We start from the raw sequence: 16,487 nt of genomic DNA, 5'->3' as shown, positions 1-16,487 counted from the left end.
GGCCGCCGCGCTCACACCCGCCCCGAAGCCATCCTCACCCTGCACGGCATCCCATGATCAAATCGGGCGAACGCGACTCTCCCCGGGGCCTTGGAGCTCCGACCGACGACCGCAACGTCCCACTCCCCACCCCAACCGACCGCATACATCGCCGCAGACGACTCGGAGGACTCCCCAACGAGCACCAACCAAGCCACCACATGAAACCCCAGCTCAACACCGACCGAGTTTCGACCAGGACCGTCACTCATCCGGCCCCGCGCGAAGCCCATGGCCCGGTCCATGACAGTTAGGTGCATCAATGTTGACGGCCGCTCAAACCGCTTCTGCTGGACAGATGTTGCCCTCTTGACGAGGGACTTCTGTCACAGTCTAATTTGATGACCATATGGAGAGGCCCACTCGTGGGAGAGTTCCAGTTCGCCGTTCTGACGTGGCAGGGTTTCCTTCTGATCGCGGCTGCCGCCGCAAAGGTGCGCGCACCGCGTCGGTTCGCAATGGCCGTTGCCGGTTACCGGCTTGCGCCGTCTGCCTTGGTCGAGCCACTGGCATGGAGCGTTCCCGGCGTCGAAGTCATCCTCGGCGCCGGCCTCATCAGCGGTTGGCACCCGACGATCATGCTTCGGCTCGCGGCTGCACTGTTCGCTTCCTTCGGGCTGGCGATGGCATCGGCACTCCTTCGAGGGCGCCGACCGTCCTGCGGCTGCGGTGTTGGCGAGGACAGGCCCGTCAGCTGGCTGCTCGTCGCGCGGACCGGTGGCTTGGCTATCTTTGCGGGCCTGTCCAGCGCTATTCCTCCCTCTTTGGGTTTGCAGGTGCTGTGGCGCGCGACGTCGGGCTTGTCGCGTGATGCAGCACTCGCCACGCTCATCGCGCTGCTGCTACTTGGCATGACCTGGCGGGCGTTGACGGTCGGCCTTCGCGTGCACAACCGTTTGGAGGCGCTGCGGCGATGACGGGCCCATGGATTGCTGCCTTCGGTGCGCTCGTAGTCATGGTCGTTGCGCTCACGATTCTTGTGTTGGGCGTGCTCGCCAGGGTGGACCGTGCGCTGGATGAGATCACGTCCCGGCCGCCAAGCAACGTACGCGCCCTCGGTGGACTGGAAGTCGGCCAGGCCGCGCCCCTGTTGGAGTTCGCCGCGTCCGACGGGGGCGAACCCGTGCAGCTGAGTCGTTCGGTGCTGGTCTTCACGTCTGAGGGTTGCTCCCCGTGCGAGTCTCTTGTCGCTGACCTGATCATCCACCCCTTTGATCCGGGCGAGTGGAGTCGGGTGCTGGTATGGGATGCCAAGGATCAGTCGCCGATTCCGCCTCTACCCGGTTGGGTGGTGGTTGGCGCGACCAGCGCCACCGCGCTCAAGAGCCGATTCCAGGTCCAAGGAACGCCGTATGGCGTCGTGATCGACGGCGATGGCCGAGTCGCCGCAGTCGGGATCCCGAACAAAGCCGTCGACATCCGCCGCCTGGTAGAAGCGGCAGAACGGCACATCATTTTGTCTCGACCAGCGCGTGTAGATCATGGGGCTGGGACGCGACAGGCCGCCCCGGTCCGTTAGAGATATCGACCCATCGGAAGGAGTCGGAGATGAGCAAGAGGTCCGTGAGTCGGCGGCAGTTCCTGCGGCCGCTGGGAGGCACCCTTGCTGCCGGAGTAGGCATCGCGTTGTTTCCGGCCGGGTTCGCCTCGGCATCGTCCAAGACCGGTCCGACATCGACCCCTGGCCATAAGGGCGGCGGGCCGGCGTACCCGAGAGACCCCGGCCAGTATTCGTACCCGGGAGACCCCGGCTTTGTCGCCACGAGTCCGGGGGAACTAGAGGCCGCTAAAGCCAGTTGGGAAACGCCGGAATATGGTTACTTTACCGGCCATAATCCTTCTACTCCTGGCACAGCGGTCGATTCCCCATGGCAGCTCGTCGCGGTAAACGCGTCCACCGCCTACGCCCTAGGGTACTTCGGGCAGGGCGTCACGCTCGGCATAATGGATTCGGGCTACAGGGCTACACACGAAGCATTTCAGACCGAGCTGATCAGTTCGGTGAGTGCGGAGGGTGTCTACGCCACGTCCGGCTTCTCATATCGCACCTCGGCAACCCCGTCGAACCCGTTTACTGCGGGCGATCCGTTCACTGTGGCCGGTGATCAGGCGAGAACAAGTGACTACTCGCACGGGACCGGTATGCTTGGGGTTATCTCCGGCAAGCGCGATGGTATAGAACAGCACGGCATCGCCTTTGGATCGAACATACATGCTGCCAAGACCGGCGGCTCCGATAGCATGTCCCACGGCCCCTTCCACGATTACGTGTACTTTCATACAGGCCATAAGGCCCTGGTCGACGCAGGCGCCGAGGTCATCAACGAAAGTTGGGGCCAATATGTCTACACTCTTGACAGAACCCGCTTCGATGGTCTCGGAAACGATCTCGGAGTCAACGGCAACCTCGCCAACGCTTATCAAGTGCGTGGCAAAGACAGCGCCAGCGCCACGGCAAACGCGGCTGCGATTCCCAACGAGTCCCTGAAGGATCTGGAGTACCAGTTTTTCATCTTCAAGAAATTCTATTCGGTAGGCGGCGAACAATACAATCCGAAGTACCCCGGGCTTTCCTTTATGGACGCCATCTGGGACGCCATCAAGGACAGCGGTACCGTCGACGTAAGGTCGGCCGGCAACAACGACTGGAGCAACCCGTATTATCGCCCGGCGTATCCCGTCTTCAATCCTTGGGCGGAAAATCAGTGGGTAGCCGTCGGCGGGGTGCAACCGCCCACTGCGGCCAATCCCGAATACACAAAGCAGTACGGGTATAACGAGGCGGGGCTCGCAAAGTGGTGGGTCGTGTCCACCCCGTCAAACGACGTTCGTACCACGAGCAGCGCTGGTGATACTAGCTATTCAAACTCAAGCGGCACGTCACCGGCAACGCCCGTTGCGACAGCGGTGATGGGGGTTCTGCTCTCCCGCTATCCGAACATGGACGCCAGGCAGGTGCGTCAGGTGATGTTTACCACGGCGAACAATAAGATGTCGGACGGCGTGAGATTCCTCGGCACCGGGCAAACCTCCCCCTCCGGGGCATCCATCGCCTGGACCGCTCCCGATGGTCTTCCGGACGATCGCTGGGGCTGGGGGATTCCCGATCTGGCCAAGGGCATGTACGGCCCCGGCCAGTTCCTGAGCCCGATGACCTACAACATGGATAAAGCGCCCCTTGACGTCTGGTCGAACGACATCAGCCAGATCGCGATCAAGGAAAGGGAAAAGGAAGATCTGCAGTGGCTGGCCGGCTACAAGCAGCAAGGCATTGCCTACGCCGGTGAATTCGGCCCCAACGTGCTGAATCCGGACGGCGCGCTTGACGAACACGCCTTCATGCTTCAGGGCATTTTGGCTGATCCTTACATCCAAGCTATTACTGACGGCCATCCCGAGGTGTACGACAAGATCACCTATGCGGACGCCGTTAAGTGGCGCAAGGAGTGGATGGATGCACGCGCGGCCCACATTCAGCACAAGATCGACAACGGCCTCTACACGGCTTCTCTGGTCAAGCAGGGCTCCGGGACGCTGTTCATGACGGGGAACAACACCTACGAGGGCGGCACGACGGTTGAAGGCGGTAAGCTTTCGATCACCGGCTCGCACGCAAGCTCGATCCACGTCAAGGGCGGCACGCTCGGCGGCAGCGGTTTCGTGGCAGGCCGCATCGACGTCGACAGCGGCGTGCTGCAGCCCGGTCTGTCGTCCGGGGAAGCGGCGTCCGCGTTGTCCGTCACCCTCGTCGACGTCGCGCCCGGCAACGTCCTGCGCGTCGGCGACGACGTGACCGTCGGCCGAGCGGGTCGCGTCGCCATCACCATCTCCGGCGACCATGACTACACGAGCGTGCGGGCCGCGGGTGACCTGGTGCTGGACGGCGAACTCGACCTGGACATTCGCGCGACCCTCACTCCGGGCACGGTATTGACGATCATGAGCGGCGACTCGATCAAGGGCAACTTCCGTTCCCTGCCGGAACGGCGGGTCCTGAACGCGGGCCACCACATGTTCAGGGTGTCCTACCAGGACGGCGATGTGACGCTGACCGTCGTGCGGACGCTGCCCGGGGCAGGGTCCGGCGGCGTCTAGCCGCACGTGGCCTGGCCAGCCAGGCTCAGGTTCGCCTGAGCCCTGCTGGCCAGGCCTTCGCCCAGGTTCAGCCGCCCTGACCGCCACGGTCGACAAACCTGCCGAACCAGTCCAGAACCCGGTCGTAGGCCTGCGCCGCGGCGTTGGCGTGGTGGTTCGTGCCGGTGTCGTTGAAGAACGCGTGGTTCACACCGGGGAAGACGACGATCTCGTGTTCCAACCCGGCGGCCTCGACGTCCAGATGGCGACCGCACATCAGCCTCGCGTACGCCAACACCGACGGTGCCCCGGTCGGTTTGGCACGCTCCCCTTCAACGTTCCGCTGCGGCGCGGCGGCCCGAAGGGGCGCTACCCGGCCGAGCAGCTCTTGGAGATCTATCATCAGCGGTGGCAGGCGGAGACCTGCTACTTCTCGTTGAAATCGACGATCCTGGACGGCCGTGTGCTGCGCTCGCGCAGTGTTCCGGGGCTCGAGCAGGAGATCTTTGCTCTGCTGACGGTATATCAAGCCCTGTTCTGGATGGCCGGAGATGTCACGACCGGCCGCCCGGGCCTGCCCGTAGAGCGGCTGAGCTTCGTTACCCTCTTCCAGGCCGCCGCCGACCAGATCATCGCCGCACACGGCTTCCGCCTGGAAGAGCCCGTGTCTCTCATCGGAGCCATCGGACGCGCAGCACTGGACAACTTGCTGCCCGAACGCCACCGCTGCCGCGTCAAAGCCCGCTATCGCAAGTCCGCAAGCAAGTACGGCTTCAAACGCGGCGACCACCCATGCAGAGCCCAGGCATACACACTGCGCATCCAGGTGATCCCAGACGACGGACTTGACAACGGGTCGACCAGCTAAAAGCAACGGTGTTGCACAGTGCAGCTTGGCGATCACGAAGGGCAGCGTCTCATGACGACTGATCACGTTCTACAGCTGGAGTACTAATGCGCCGGGCTGAGGTGTTCACCACGCGGGCAGCGGGGCCAGACGCAGGTCCGGCCTGCCGTCCTGCCCCTGCGTCACGGTGGCGTGGACCCGGTAGACCTGTTCCAGGAGGCGCGGGGTGAGCACCGTGATGGGGGGACCGGCCGCGACCACTCGGCCGGCCTGGAGGAGCACCAGATGGTCGCAGTAGCGAGCGGCCAGGTCCAGTTCGTGGAGCGCCGCGACGACCGTGGCATCGGTGCACGAGAGCATCTCCATGAGGTCGAGCCGGTGGCTGATGTCCAGGTGGTTGGTGGGTTCGTCGAGCAGCAGGGCGGGGGTCTGCTGGGCCAATGCCCGGGCGATGTTCACTCGCTGCCGTTCGCCGCCGGACAGGCTGGCCCAGGACCGGTCGGCGAGCGCCGTCACGCCCATCGCCGCCATGGCCTGTTCGACCGCGCGGATGTCCTCCTCGGTAGTGGCCGAGCGTCCGCGGTGCGGGGCCCGGCCCAGCATGACGACCTCCGAGACGGTCGTGTCGAGGTCGGAGGCGGTCTCCTGGGTGACGAAGGCCAGTCGGCGGGCGACGTCGCGTCTTTTCAGGGTCGTGACGTCGGATCCGTCCAGCAGGGCTTGTCCGGACGAGGGGCGGAGCAGGCCGGCGAGGAGGCGCAGCACGGTGGATTTGCCCGAGCCGTTCGGCCCGATCAGAGCGGTGAAGCGCCCCGGTGGCACGGCGAAGGTGACGTCGTCGACGATCGCGTGGCCGCTTGCCGTCCACGCCAGGGAGCGGGCCGCGTGCGCGGTTCCGGGGCCCGTCATGGCGTGGCCGTTCGCCTGCGCAGCAGCGCCGCGAAGGCCGGAACGCCGAGGAGCGCGGTGAGCACGCCGACCGGCAGTTCCTGGGCGCCGAAGAGGCTGCGGGCGGCCGTGTCCGCCCAGATCAGGAACACAGCGCCGAGCAGGGCCGAGGACGGCAGCAGTACCCGGTGGGTCGATCCGGCGAGCATCCGTGCCGCGTGCGGAACCAGCAGGCCGACGAAGCCGATGGCGCCGCTCGCCGCGACGAGCGCGCCGGTGACGACGGCGGTCGTCCCGTACAGCACCATCTCGGTGCGGTGCGGCGAGAAGCCCAGGGTCGAGGCGGTCACCCGGCCGAAGGTGAGTGCGTCGAGATGGCGGGCGTACAGCAGGCAGACCAGCAGGCCGGCGACGGTGGTGGCGGTGCACACGCCCACCGAGGCCCAGTCGGCCGAGGCGAGCGAGCCGAGCAGCCAGAAGGTCACCGCCCTGGTGCGTTCGGCGTCGCCGGAGCGGACGACGACGAGGCTGGTGAGCGCGCTGAACAGCTGGGACGCGACGACACCCGACAGCACCACTTTGGTGGCGGAGCCGAGCGAGCGGCCGAGCAGGAGCAGGACGCAGCCGAAGGCCGCCATCGCGCCGGTGAAGGCTCCGACAGGCAGGCCGAGGGCGCCGAAGCCGAGCACCAGGACCAGGACCGCTCCGGTGGACGCTCCGGCCGACACCCCGAGGAGGTAGGGGTCGGCCAGCGGGTTGCGGGTCACGGCTTGGAGGACCGTGCCGCACACCGCTAGTCCCGCCCCCACCAGCGCGGCCAGCAGGACGCGCGGCAGCCTCAGGTTCCACACGATGCTGTCGCGCAGCGGCGGCAACGCCTCCCACGGCGCTCCGAGATGAGCGCCTATGGTGCGGGCTACGTCCAGCGGCGGTATGTCGGCGCTGCCCGTACCGACGGCGACGAGCACGGACAGCGGCAGCAGAGCACTGCAGCAGACGAGGACGAGCATGCTCCGCGAGAGCACGCCCCGTCGAACGCCTGGCCTGGTGGCGGCAGTTGTCATCGGCGGGCAAAGACCACGTAGTCGTCGAGGTACTGCCAGACCGTCCCTACCTCGGCGAAGCCTGCGGTGCGCAAGGCCGAGAGGTGGAAGTGGAGCGGCGCCGGCGGCTGCGGCGGGCGGTCCGCGAACCGCTGCTCGCGTTCGGCGGCGAGCGGGGGCATACCCGGCTGGGCCACCGCGAGTTCGTACCAGGCGTCCCAGGTGTCGGCACCGGAGGCGAACGCCGTGCGCTGCACCTCCGCGTCGTGCTGCTCGGACAGGGCGCCCAGGGTCTCGTTCCCGGGCCCGTAGCGCAGATGGTCGGCGTTGAGAAAGACAGCACCCGGCGGCAGCAGGTCGGCGAGTGCCGTGTAGACGCGCAGCAGTTGGGAGGGGGAGAGCCAGTGCAGGGCTGTCGAGGAGACGACGGCGTCGATCCGCTCTCCGGCCAGCGGCTCGGCCCAGTCGGTGCGTACGAGGTCGGTGTCCACGACGGTGGCCCGGTCGCCGTATTCCGCGAGTACGCCGCCGGCCAGCCGTAGCAGCACGGGGTCGTAGTCGACGGCCGTGACCCGTGCCTGGGGGAAGGCGCGCAGGACGCGGTCGGACAGGGAGCCGGGGCCGCAGGCGAGGTCGAGCACATGGAACGACTCGGGCCGGCCGAGGCGCAGTACGTCCAGCATCGACTGGAAGCGCAGCTCCCGATGGGCGACATAGGCGGTTTGCTGGGCGTCCCAGCGCTCCAGGAGAACGCGCGGAGGCAGAGTGACGGTGTCGGTCATGCAGGTGTCCTTAGATCGGTGAGGGTGAGGGGTGGGCGGCGTCAGCCGTAGAGCGCGGCCATCAAGCCCGGCGAAAGCCTGCGGAGTTGCACCCGATGGGCGCCTGTTCCGCAAGGCAGCGGGGAACCGGATCGACGCCTTGGCGTACGGCATCACTTGGGGGCGAGCGCGTCCGGCTGCTCTCACCCTTGACGGGCACGCCTTGGAGCCGGCCCCTGGCCTGGAGTATGAGGAACAGTAACTACGGCCACGGTGCGGTCGGCCCCTATGCAACCGAGCCCCCGACGGCCACTCGAACCTGGCACGTGAGAGACATCAGCCGTGCCACCGACGCCGATCAGAGCGTCCGATGGGTCGTGTGACCGGGGCGGCGTGCTCATCGTACCGACTGGTGTGGGTTCGCTTGTCCATCCCCGCTTTAGGACAGAATCTGACCTCAATGGCTCGTAGCGTGGTCCTTGACCGACGGAACAAACACCGGAAGGCGGAAACCATGACCGTCAACGAGCTGACCACCCGCGACCTGGCCGGGGCCCCGGCCGTCACCGGCGAGCGCGCCGACTTGCTGGAGATGCTGGCCAAGCACCGGCACTTCCTGCGCTTCACTACCCGTGACCTCACCGACGAACAGGCCGGGCTGCGGACCACCGCCAGCGAGCTTTGCCTGGGCGGCCTGATCAAGCACGTCACCGCGGTCGAGCGGAACTGGGTGGACTTCATCCTGAACGGCCCATCGGCGATGGGGGACTTCACGGCCATGACCGAGGCCGACTGGGCCCGGCGGGCCGACGAGTTCCGGCTGCTGCCCGGTGAGACGTTGACCGGTGTATTGGCCGACTACGCTGAGGTGGCCCGCCGGACCGACGACCTGGTCGCCACTCTGCCCGACCTGGGTGCCACGCGGCCGCTGCCGAAAGCCCCGTGGTTCGAGCCCGGCGCGCAGTGGTCGGCCCGCCGCGTGCTGATGCACATCATCGCCGAGACCGCTCAGCACGCCGGCCACGCCGACATCATCCGCGAGTCCGTGGACGGCGCCAAAAGCATGGGCTGACCGGAGGCGTCAGGTGGGCCGGCCACTCACCGGGTGTCTGGACCCTGCCCGGCCCACAGGCCATGACGCCCCGCCGGTGGGCCATAGATGCGCCTGTCACAGTGAGAACTCGTCTCATGCCACCAGCCACGTCGACAGCAAACGGATGAACAGGGCCAGTTATAGGCTGTCTGGCCGGCCGGTGCTGGACCGGCCGAAGTTGGATCGGGACGACTGGAGTTGGCATGTCTCGGGAATCAGCGGCGTCGGTGCATGTCCCTCGGCCCAGTCTGCCCGCGGACCAGACGCTCTTGGGCCTGGATGACGATGCGCGCGCACTCTATGTGCGACTGGCCATCGCTGGTCGGCTTCCGCTGGCCGAGGTGGACGATCGCGTCCTCGAGCCGTTGCTGCGCTCGGGCCTCGTCGCGCGAGTCGAGGGGATGGTCGAAGCGCGGGCGCCGCGTGGCCCGCTCGAGGCAGCCGCGCAGTCGTACACGCAACTGGCAGCGCGCATCCGAGAGATCGGCGATGAGCTGACGGATGTGTGGAACGCGTCTCAGCGAGCAGACGTGGGCGTCGACATCTCGACCGGTGCGATCGCGCTGCAGGAGTACGCGGACCTTGTCAGCTCCGCGACGAACCGGATCGACGCGCTGACCATGGCTCCGCGCAACGATCGACCGATCGCGACGGCGGACGGTGTCTTCGAGGTGCTGGCACGCGGGATCGAGGTCAGGGTCGTGTACGACAGTCGACTGCTCGAGTCTCCCGAGGCGATCGAGGTGGTGGAGACGTGCATGGCGGCCGGCGAACAGGCGAGGGTGTTTCCCGGCGTTCCGATCAATCTCGTCATCGTCGACGATGTGGTCTCCGCCAACGTCACCTCGGATGCCGATGAGGAGGTGCACGTCGCCAACATTCGGAATCGCCGGCTCGTCGCGGGGCTGCGAAGCGTGTTCGAGTCCTACTGGCAGCTGTCGATGCCGCTCGCCGACGAGAGACTCGTGCTGGATGGCTCGAAGGAATTCCGGCATCTCGTGCGCTTGCTGAGCATCGGGCTGACCGACCGGTCGATCGCGCGTGAGCTCGGAGTGTCCGAACGCACCGTGGGCCGCCGGGTCACTCGACTGCAGGAGCTGCTCGGAGCGGATACCCGCTTCCAGCTGGGACTGCAGATCGCCAGACATGGCTGGGTGTGACCCGACGGCCGACGGACCGTCCCTCAGCGCGCGTCGGGAGCGACGATCTCGGGCAGCACCTTCTCGAAGGAGTCGGCGACCGTCAGGCTCGGGAGGATGTGTCCTTGGTCGCCGGCACTCTTGACGAGGCCGGCAGCCCAGTCGGAGCTGCGGTAGCGCTGGTTGGGCGTGCCGTGGTGCCCGGGATTGGAGAAGCTGCAGTCGCCGACGTTGTAGAACGTCTGGAGATCCTGCAGGGTGTACGCCTTGTTGAGCGACTCGCCGCGCTTGTGGACCATGAAGTACGTGCCGAAGGCATCGGCCATCAGCTCCGTACGGCGGGTGGCCTCAGCCTCGTCGGTGATGTCGGTCTCGAAGAGATTGTCCGAGTACTGGACCTGATGTCCGAACTCGTGGGCCATCACCGCACGTCCGCCGACCCGGCCGAGGCCGAGCTCGTTCCACATCTGGAGGATGCCCTGTCCCATCGCCACACGCCGGGTGATGCCGAGCGTCTCGAGCATCTCCTGCGAGTCACCGGCATGGGCGGGGTCGATCGCGAACGCGTTGAGCGAGAACATCGGGTTGTCGACGCCGCCCGGGAACCCGTTGAGCTTGCCCGAACTGAGACCGCCCTCGACGCCCCACTGAAGGAAGAGCGCGCCGAGCGGGCTGACCTTGCCGAGGCCGTTGTACACGTACTGACGGTCGGCCGCGGCATCGGGGCCGAGGACCTTGCCGTCGAGCGAGACGAGCCCGACGTTGCTGGTGTCGACGTCCCAGAACCGCTGGAGGTTCGTGAACGTGCGAGCGAGCTCGTCGGTGTTCGCTCCGTTGGGTCCAAGAACGGTGTTCTGGGGGTTGGTGGGCGTCTTCATCAGGGTCCAGTACTGGACCAGAAGGTCGGGCGACAGACCCAGGAAACCATTCTGGTACCAGTACCACGAGTCAGGGTCGATCTGCGCGATCTGACCGCGGGCCCACTCGCGGAAGTCCGTGGTCGAGCACGCGTGGTCGTCGGGGTTGATGGCCCCGGATGTCCACTCGTTGTCGACACCGGCATCGGTGAGCGCTGCCTTGATCTGGGTCAGGGACTTCGCAGCGGCCGCGACGAGTGCGGCGTCGGATGAGCCTGCCTCCTCTGCGGCTGCTCGAGTGTCGGCATCGAGATCGAGGCCGGCGATGTACTCGTTGAACCCCTGGCGCAGTTGCGAGATATCTGCGGACTCGGCTGCCGCGTTGGGCGCGGCCACGGCGACGGTGGTCGCGGTGGGGGAGATCGCGTTGGCTGTACCTGCGCAGGTGAGTGACAAGGTAGCAAGCGAGGCGACGGCCAGGGTTGCCAGGAAGGGGGGCTTCATCAGTACTGACTCCTCAATGTCGCCAGGCTGGGTGTGCGCCTGGGCCTGATCGGCATTCAAACGACGCTGAGCAGGTCAGTGGAAGGTTTTCGGAGTGGCGGGTACCGGACATGTCCGGTCCCGGACAGGGCATGTGGTGGTTCGCGCGAACTGCCGGGCCCTGACGCCGCTTTACGTGGAGCGCGGTCACTGAGCGGCCGACCGATGGACGATCTGGTTACCCGGCGCCTGGGTCGCGTTTGACCAATCTCCGACTCAGGACACCAGCCGTGGGCGGGCCGCGCCACGGATCCCCGCTCAGACGACGATCACCAGAGTGGGCCGGCGGCTGCTGCGTCCGTCAAATGACGCATGTGCGGCCTCCTCGCGGCGTGATCCCATCCAGCCATGAGTCAGCTCGAAACTAGCGGTGGCGCGTCCTTCGACGACGGCGCGATGCAGGCCGCCGCGCGCAAGCACCTTTGGATGCACTTCACCAAGATGTCGGCGTACGACGCCAAGGACGTGCCGATCATGGTGCGCGGCGAGGGCGCGTACGTCTGGGACTCCACGGGCAAGCGCTATCTCGACGCGCTCGCCGGGCTGTACGCGAACCAGGTGGGCCACGGCCGCAGCGAGATCGCCGAGGCAGCGGCGCGGCAGACCAAGCAACTGGGCTACATGCCGATTTGGTCGTTCGCGCACCCCAGCGCCATCGAACTGGCCGAGCGCATCGCCGGCTATGCGCCGGGCGACCTGAACCGGGTGTTCTTCACCACCGGTGGAGGCGAGGCGGTCGAGAGCGCCTGGAAGCTGGCCAAGCAGTACTTCAAGCTGACGGGCCGCCCGACCAAGCACAAGATCATCTCGCGCTCGATCGCCTACCACGGCACCAGCCACGGCGCGCTGTCGATCACCGGCCTGGCCGGCATCAAGGCGCCCTACGAGCCTCTGGTGCCGAGCACCTTCCGGGTGCCGAACACGAACTTCTACCGCGCTCCGATCCACGACGACGACGTCAAGGCCTTCGGCCGCTGGGCCGCCGACCAGATCGCGGTCGCGATCGAGAACGAGGGCGCCGACACGGTGGCGGCGGTCATCCTCGAGCCGGTGCAGAACTCCGGCGGCTGCTTCCCGCCGCCCCCGGGCTATTTCGAGCGCGTGCGCGAGATCTGCGACGAGTACGACGTGCTGATGATCAGCGACGAGGTGATCTGCGCCTTCGGCCGTCTGGGCTACATGTTCGGCGCTGAGCGCTATGGCTATGAGCCCGACATGATCACCTGCGCCAAGGGGATCACCTCCGGCTACGCACCGCTGGGCGCCACGATCGTGAACGAGAAGGTCTTCGAGCCCTTCGGCAACGGCGACAACACCTTCCTGCACGGCTACACCTTCGGCGGGCACCCGGTCGCGACGGCGACGGCCCTGGCCAATCTCGACATCTTCGAGCGCGAGGGCCTCAACGAGCACGTGCGGGCCAACGAGAGCGCCTTCCGGATGACACTGGAGAAGCTGACGGATCTGCCGATCGTCGGCGACGTTCGCGGCGAGGGCTACTTCTACGGCATCGAGCTGGTGCCGGACAAGGAGAACAAGGGCCGCTTCAAGGACAACGAGACCGAGCTGGAGATGCTCGACTTCGTGTCTCGCCGGCTGCTGGAGGCGGGCCTGTACTGCCGCGCCGATGGCCGCGGCGACCCGGTCGTCCAGGTCGCGCCGCCGCTGATCTGCGACCAGGAGCAGTTCGACGAGATGGAGCAGATTCTGCGCTCGGTGCTGGGTGAGGCGTGTGCACGCCTCTGAGACCCATCGAGGACTCGGGGCGCCGTAACCTTTCAACGTCTCGCAGGACAGGGAGCCAGCCATGCATAGTCACAGGCCACCGCCGGGCAGCTCAAGGTTCTCTTCACCGGCAGGCGTGCGCAGCATCCACTGATCGAGACGACGAAGGCAATCACATGTCGAATGAGTACGAGTCGTATGTCTACAGCACGCTGCGCGAGCAGGGCGTGGAGAAGGAACTGGCCTTTCCGCGCGAGGAGTTCGAGCAGCGGGTCGCCCGCGCCATCGAGACCGCCGGCGATCTCGGCCTGGACGCGCTGCTGCTGACCACGACGCCCACGATCGGCTACCTCACCGGTGCCGACACCTGCATGCCGCCGACCTATCTCGCGGCGCTGATCACCGCCGACGGTGACCTGGTCGTGCAGTGCGCCGACCCGGAGGTCGGCACCATCTTGCGGCACAGCATCGTCGAGGACCTCGTGGTCTTCCCCTGGACCGATGTCAGCAGCGCGGCCGGTGCTCTCGCCCGGCTGCTGCAGTCGCGAGGGCTGGCCTCGGCCCGGATCGGCATGGAGCTCTCCAGCCCTGACAACTTCGGCCCCAGCGGCGTGGACGTGGCGACCTACCAGGAGCTGCGCGAGTCGCTGCCGATGCTGTCGATCGTCGATGTCGCCGAGCAGGTGCTGGAACTGCGGCTGATCAAGTCCGACGCGGAGCTCGCGAAGATGCGTGCCGCCGGTCGGATCAGCACCGAGGCCGCCCTGGCCGCGCTGCAGGTCGCTGGCCTCGGAGTGAGCGAGAACGCGGTGGCGGCGGAGGCCTATGCCTTCGCGACGAAGGCGGGTAGCAATGCGATGTCGATCGACCCGATCGTCGCGAGCGGTGGGCGCACCGGCCTGATGCCGCACCTGCCCTACCGCGACAACATCCTGAAGGCCGGCGACCCGGTCTTCCTGGAGATGACCGGCACCGTCTGGCGCTACAGCGCGCCGATCATGCGTACGGCGGTGGTCGGCAAGCCCTCGGCGCGGGTGCAGGCGCTGACCGACGCGACGCTGGAAGTGCTCGACATCCTGTTCACGGAGATCAAGCCCGGTCGCACCGGAGACGACATCGCCCGGCTCGCGGCCCCGGTCTGGAAGAAGGTCCCCGAGGCCTTCTTCCACGGCGGCTACGGCTATTCGATCGGCATGGGCTTCCAGCCGTCGTGGACCGAGAACGCGGTCTACATCGAGCTCGGCGGTGAGCGGGTGCTCGAGCCCGGGATGACCTTCCACCTCGCGATCAACCCGTGGGTGCCTGGCGGCGAGGGGGTCGGCTTCAGCGAGAGCATCGTCGTGACCGACAGGGGGTGTGACCTGCTCACCCTCGGTACCGGCAGGGAACTGCTGCTGCGCTGAGCCCCCGCCGTGATGTGGGACGTACCGGGGTGACACGCTGCTGACCGCTGTCTGTGATCGCGGACGAGTCCGGGTTCACCGGTGGCTCCTCCGGCCTGTCGAACATCCCCGGGTACGGCCTGGACTCACTCGACCTGGTGTTGCGCCCTCGCGTCTGTTACTGGATCGCGCTGGGCGTCATGCCGTCTCGCCCCTGGTGGTCTTCCTGGTGGTCAGATCGCCGCTCGGCACCGGGCCGACCGCATTGCGCGACAATCGCGCGCCGGCCGCAGCGCGCCGCATCGGTCCACTGCCGGTTTCAACTCGGGCGGCGTGAAGCCACTGATCGCCCGTCGCGGCACGGAGCGCGGTTTCGGGTTCGGCGCCCAACTCTGTTTCATGGAGCGTGAGTTCGCTCTCCTGCGGATCCGCTGGGATATCCGCGACGACATCCACGAAGCCTTTCTCACCTTGGGCTGCACGCTGATCTGCCGGTGACGCCCGAAGCCATTCCGATAGCCGATCCAAGAGCCCAGGCGTAGGCAGCTTGCCGCGCCTGGGCTTTCGCCTTTCCTGGAAGGCGATCGTCGCGTCATGGGGCGCCTGGCATTTTCTATCCGTTGGCACAGGAGCCCCCACTCCATGTTCTTGCGTTTGTCTGATGACCGAGGTCACACGCCGTCCCTAGCATCTGTTGAACCTTCGGCGTCGAGCCATCTCGTTGCCCGGGCGATCTGTTACTGGCGAACCGCGGGATGCCGCCCGACCAGCGGCCGTCGTCTCGGCCCAACGGCATTCGAAAGGACCTGCAGAATGAAGTTCGAAGAGCGGTTGCAGCAAGCCGGCTTGAAGCCGGAGCTGCCCTTCCCGGTGGCCGAGTACGAGCGTCGGATCGCGGCGGTGCGCGAGCGGATGCGAGCGCGCGGCATCGACCTCCTGATCGTCTCCAACACCTCGAACTGGACCTACCTGACCGGCTACGACAGCACCATGCCGTCGTGTTACGGCGTCGGTCTGCTCCCTCTCGAGGGCAAGCCGGCCACGCACACGGCGGAGCTCGAGGTGCCGTGCGTGATGTACAACTCGATCGTCGAGGACATCGCCGTCTATGACACGCAGAACGACACCACGACGGCCGACCAGCTCGCCGATGTGCTGCTCGAGCGCGGTTACGACGGCAAGACCATCGGCGTGGAGATGAGCTACTCCGACACCTTCGCGATCGGCGCCTACGACACCAGGAGCTTTCTGACGCTCAAGGGGCGGCTGCCGAGGGCGACCTTCGTCGACACCACCGAGCTGGTGCTCGACGAGCGGGTCGTCAAGACCCCGGCGGAGCTGGACTACATGCGAAGCGCGGGAAAGCTGACCTGGCTGGGAATCGAGGCATCCTTCGAGGCGACGCGCGCCGGCGCGACCGATAACGAGATCGTAGCCGCGGGCTATCACGCGATGATCGCGGGCGGCAGTGAGCTTCTGTCGATCGACGGCATGTGCATGGCGGGCCATCGTGCCGGGCTCGGCCCGCACATGCCCTTCAAGCGCACGACACTGCAGGACGGCGACACGATCTTCCTCGAGTACACCGGCACCTACAACCGCTACAACGCACCGACCCAGCGGGCTGCGGTCATCGGCACCCCGTCGCCCCTGGTGCGCCGGCTGGCCGACGCGAGCCTGGAGACGCTGAACCTGCTGATCGAGAACATCGGCCCAGGACGCACTGGCGACGATATCGCGAAGGTCGCCCAGAAGGGCCTGCAGCCGGTGTGGGACGAGGTCTGGTGGCACGAGGTCTACGGCTACTCCGTCGGGCTCGGTATGCAGCCGACGTGGACGGAGTCGCCGACCTACATCGCCCTGGGAGCCGAGCGCGAGTTGCGGCCGGGCATGACCTTCCACCTGCCGATCTGCATCTTCACCGGGGGCCGGCACGGCGTCGGCTTCAGCGAGACCGTCACCGTGACCGAGGACGGGTGCGAGGTGCTCACCCCGGGAGCACTCAGGGCCCCGGCGTTTGCCCGGCTCATCCTGACTTGATCGGTTGATGTCGGTAGTGGGCCCCGAAAGTAGGCGAACACGGCCCCTGTGGATCA

General features: G+C 66.6%; 15 protein-coding genes. 10 read left to right on the top strand and 5 right to left on the bottom strand.

Annotation, left to right across the window (positions count from 1 at the left end; all coding sequences use genetic code 11):
* Positions 1–404: 404 nt before the first annotated feature.
* The 3 genes from ACIQFZ_RS41705 to ACIQFZ_RS41695 are packed head-to-tail and all read left to right on the top strand — an operon-like array spanning position 405 to position 4,134.
* The gene (locus tag ACIQFZ_RS41705) at positions 405–956 is read left to right on the top strand and encodes a MauE/DoxX family redox-associated membrane protein (RefSeq protein WP_365437415.1); all 552 of its coding nucleotides are present in this window, start codon (positions 405–407) and stop codon (positions 954–956) included.
* Positions 957–994: 38 nt separating this feature from the next.
* Entirely contained in the window at positions 995–1,558 is a 564-nt protein-coding gene (locus ACIQFZ_RS41700; protein WP_402693798.1) for a hypothetical protein, read from the top strand.
* A gap of 29 nt (positions 1,559–1,587) precedes the next feature.
* Positions 1,588–4,134, top strand: coding sequence for a S8 family serine peptidase (locus ACIQFZ_RS41695; RefSeq protein WP_402693797.1), 2,547 nt, complete (start codon positions 1,588–1,590; stop codon positions 4,132–4,134).
* Between the two features lie 67 nt (positions 4,135–4,201).
* On the opposite strand, the gene ACIQFZ_RS41690 is transcribed toward ACIQFZ_RS41695, so the two are convergent.
* Complete coding sequence (locus ACIQFZ_RS41690) at positions 4,202–4,390, bottom strand: dienelactone hydrolase family protein (protein WP_365438348.1); 189 nt, start codon at positions 4,388–4,390, stop codon at positions 4,202–4,204.
* Here ACIQFZ_RS41690 and ACIQFZ_RS41685 point away from each other — a divergent pair.
* Positions 4,376–4,981 (top strand): transposase, encoded by a 606-nt coding sequence (locus ACIQFZ_RS41685; protein WP_402693796.1) that lies wholly within the window; start codon positions 4,376–4,378, stop codon positions 4,979–4,981. The genes ACIQFZ_RS41690 and ACIQFZ_RS41685 overlap by 15 nt on opposite strands.
* A 105-nt stretch (positions 4,982–5,086) precedes the next feature.
* Here the strand turns inward: ACIQFZ_RS41685 and ACIQFZ_RS41680 are convergent, their stop codons facing one another.
* From ACIQFZ_RS41680 to ACIQFZ_RS41670, 3 genes are read right to left on the bottom strand one after another with little or no spacing between them, the layout of a single operon-like run.
* Entirely contained in the window at positions 5,087–5,869 is a 783-nt protein-coding gene (locus tag ACIQFZ_RS41680) for an ABC transporter ATP-binding protein (RefSeq protein WP_402693795.1), read from the bottom strand.
* Positions 5,866–6,912: a FecCD family ABC transporter permease gene (locus ACIQFZ_RS41675; RefSeq protein WP_402693794.1), complete on the bottom strand. Its 1,047-nt coding sequence runs from the start codon at positions 6,910–6,912 to the stop codon at positions 5,866–5,868. Before ACIQFZ_RS41675 ends, ACIQFZ_RS41680 begins: the two co-directional genes overlap by 4 nt.
* A complete protein-coding gene (locus ACIQFZ_RS41670) occupies positions 6,909–7,673 on the bottom strand; it encodes a class I SAM-dependent methyltransferase (RefSeq protein WP_402693793.1) in 765 nt (254 codons plus the stop codon). Before ACIQFZ_RS41670 ends, ACIQFZ_RS41675 begins: the two co-directional genes overlap by 4 nt.
* A gap of 493 nt (positions 7,674–8,166) precedes the next feature.
* Here ACIQFZ_RS41670 and ACIQFZ_RS41665 point away from each other — a divergent pair, with 493 nt between their 5' ends.
* Together ACIQFZ_RS41665 and ACIQFZ_RS41660 are read left to right on the top strand one after the other, a co-directional pair.
* Positions 8,167–8,724: a DinB family protein gene (locus tag ACIQFZ_RS41665; protein ID WP_365430027.1), complete on the top strand. Its 558-nt coding sequence runs from the start codon at positions 8,167–8,169 to the stop codon at positions 8,722–8,724.
* A 290-nt stretch (positions 8,725–9,014) separates the two neighbouring features.
* On the top strand, positions 9,015–9,905 hold the full coding sequence (locus ACIQFZ_RS41660) for a helix-turn-helix domain-containing protein (RefSeq protein WP_365430029.1): 891 nt from the start codon (positions 9,015–9,017) through the stop codon (positions 9,903–9,905).
* A 23-nt stretch (positions 9,906–9,928) separates the two neighbouring features.
* On the opposite strand, the gene ACIQFZ_RS41655 is transcribed toward ACIQFZ_RS41660, so the two are convergent.
* Positions 9,929–11,245, bottom strand: coding sequence for a hypothetical protein (locus tag ACIQFZ_RS41655; RefSeq protein WP_365430031.1), 1,317 nt, complete (start codon positions 11,243–11,245; stop codon positions 9,929–9,931).
* Between the two features lie 387 nt (positions 11,246–11,632).
* On the opposite strand from ACIQFZ_RS41655, the gene ACIQFZ_RS41650 reads away from it, so the two are divergent.
* The 4 genes from ACIQFZ_RS41650 to ACIQFZ_RS41635 all read left to right on the top strand — a co-directional run bounded on the left by ACIQFZ_RS41650 (position 11,633) and on the right by ACIQFZ_RS41635 (position 16,431).
* A complete protein-coding gene (locus tag ACIQFZ_RS41650; protein ID WP_402693792.1) occupies positions 11,633–13,030 on the top strand; it encodes an aspartate aminotransferase family protein in 1,398 nt (465 codons plus the stop codon).
* A gap of 155 nt (positions 13,031–13,185) precedes the next feature.
* Positions 13,186–14,412 carry a Xaa-Pro peptidase family protein gene (locus tag ACIQFZ_RS41645; RefSeq protein WP_365430033.1) on the top strand — a complete coding sequence of 409 codons (1,227 nt, stop codon included), beginning with the start codon at positions 13,186–13,188 and terminating at the stop codon, positions 14,410–14,412.
* Between the two features lie 312 nt (positions 14,413–14,724).
* Positions 14,725–14,889, top strand: a complete 165-nt coding sequence (locus ACIQFZ_RS41640; protein WP_402693791.1) for a hypothetical protein — start codon at positions 14,725–14,727, stop codon at positions 14,887–14,889.
* Positions 14,890–15,261: 372 nt separating this feature from the next.
* Complete coding sequence (locus ACIQFZ_RS41635; protein ID WP_402693790.1) at positions 15,262–16,431, top strand: M24 family metallopeptidase; 1,170 nt, start codon at positions 15,262–15,264, stop codon at positions 16,429–16,431.
* Positions 16,432–16,487 lie beyond the last annotated feature (56 nt).

Source organism: Streptomyces sp. NPDC093064, from assembly GCF_044754605.1.
Lineage (GTDB): Bacteria > Actinomycetota > Actinomycetes > Streptomycetales > Streptomycetaceae > Streptomyces.
The sequence above is the reverse complement of the archived record's forward strand: the minus strand, read 5'-3'. Positions and strand labels throughout refer to the sequence as shown.